The organism is Psychrobacter sp. NC44, from assembly GCF_904846655.1.
Taxonomy (GTDB): Bacteria; Pseudomonadota; Gammaproteobacteria; order Pseudomonadales; family Moraxellaceae; genus Psychrobacter.
The window spans coordinates 1-916 of record NZ_CAJHBN010000042.1 but is presented as its reverse complement, the minus strand read 5'-3'; the positions used below and the strand labels follow the sequence as shown (position 1 = coordinate 916).

The window sequence follows — 916 nt, the reverse complement described above, 5'->3', positions numbered from 1 at the left end:
TATAGTCAGTTCTTTTTAAATAAGATACAATCGTTTTAAAACAAGCGAAATGGCAGAATAACAAATGACCTATTCAGCAGATTTTCGAGCACAAGTGATTAAAAGTGTCAAAAACAAAGACATGAGTATCCGTCAGGCTTGTACTTTTTATAATATTAGCAAAACCGCATTACAGCGCTGGCTCAAAGATTCAAGTATCAAACAAACCCGGAATAAACCACCGACTAAAATACCGAATGAAGCACTCTTAAAAGACGTTGAACAACATCCAGATGACTATTTATATGAGCGAGCTAGGCGATTCAACTGTAGTAAGACCGGCATGCACAATGCTTTAAAACGCCTAGGTATCAGTCAAAAAAAAGACCTTAGAGCATCCAAAAGCCTGCCTGATAAAAAGAGCGTCGTATCAGAGTAAGCTTGATAGCTTTACACAGCAAGGCTATCCCATTGTGTATATGGATGAAAGCGGCTTTGAGGCTGAAACTATAAGACCTTACGGATACTCACCGATAGGCAAACCCTGTATCGACAGCTTCAACTGGCAAGCAAAAAAGCGCACTAATGTCATCGGTGCTTTGTATAAAAAGATGCTGTTTGCGCTTGATTACTTTGAACAAAATATCAACAGCCATATATTTTATGACTGGTGCAAGTTCACGCTAATTCCAAGTCTCAAGACTAAATGCGTGATCGTTATGGATAATGCCCGCTTTCATAAGAGCAAGCGTATTCAAAAACTACTGAACAGGCACGGTCATCGTATTCTATGGCTGCCACCCTACAGTCCTGATCTAAACCCCATTGAAAAGAAATGGGCTCAAGCTAAGTTTCTACGCCAAGGGTGGATGGAGAATAATCTGCCTAAGCTATTTCAGGATATGGGCTGTATTTATTTTATTGTGAACTGACTATA

The 916-nt window shown here is 39.5% G+C and carries 2 protein-coding genes; both read left to right on the top strand.

The window, feature by feature from the left end:
• Positions 1 to 64: 64 nt before the first annotated feature.
• Positions 65 to 418, top strand: coding sequence for an IS630 transposase-related protein (locus JMX95_RS13725; RefSeq protein ID WP_045456530.1), 354 nt, complete (start codon positions 65 to 67; stop codon positions 416 to 418).
• Complete coding sequence (locus JMX95_RS13720; RefSeq protein WP_406947496.1) at positions 390 to 911, top strand: IS630 family transposase; 522 nt, start codon at positions 390 to 392, stop codon at positions 909 to 911. Before JMX95_RS13725 ends, JMX95_RS13720 begins: the two co-directional genes overlap by 29 nt.
• Positions 912 to 916: the final 5 nt, after the last annotated feature.